At 29.1% G+C, this 574-nt stretch carries 1 protein-coding gene; it reads right to left on the bottom strand.

Features of this window, described 5'->3' with window-relative positions; genetic code table 11:
* A partial coding sequence (locus IMK15_RS06330) for an MFS transporter (protein ID WP_192942290.1) occupies positions 1-574 on the bottom strand: 574 nt, incomplete at both ends.

Raw genomic sequence — 574 nt, 5'->3', positions numbered from 1 at the left:
ATAGAAATATTTTGACAAATTTGTGCACCTATGTAGTTACCTAAAATACTTCCTAATGTTAGAGCAGTACCTATATATGCTTGAGCTTTAATTACATCTCTTGTTTCAAAAGTATCTGTTATGTAGAATAGTGAAACTGGTATGTATATAGCAAAACCTAGTGCTTGGAATAGTTGTGAAAAATAGATTAAGTATATATTACCAGATAAAGCACCAATAACCAGCATAATTGCCTTTAAACTAAATCCTACTGCTGATACTAAGAAAAGAGTGTAGTAACTGAATTTTTTATGTAGTAATGGTATTGATGCCATAACTGGGAATTCACTTAAAGAAGATACTGTATAGCAAACACCTACTTCATAAGTTCCATAATTTACGCTTAATATTATATTTCTTAAAAAGTTATTAAGTACATTATGAGTGAAAAAAAGTAGTACAACAGATAGAAGTACAACAAAGAAACTTTTGTTTCTATTGTAAAAATCACGAAGACTTACATCAGGCAGATGTTCTTCATGCTTTTTAATTTTACCAAGTGGTTCAAATGTTAGTATCATAAGGATAACTAGAA

This window comes from Sneathia sp. DSM 16631, from assembly GCF_014892235.1.
GTDB lineage: Bacteria > Fusobacteriota > Fusobacteriia > Fusobacteriales > Leptotrichiaceae > Sneathia > Sneathia vaginalis.
Note: the sequence above shows the minus strand (reverse complement) of the source record. Positions and strands in the feature narration are given on the sequence as shown.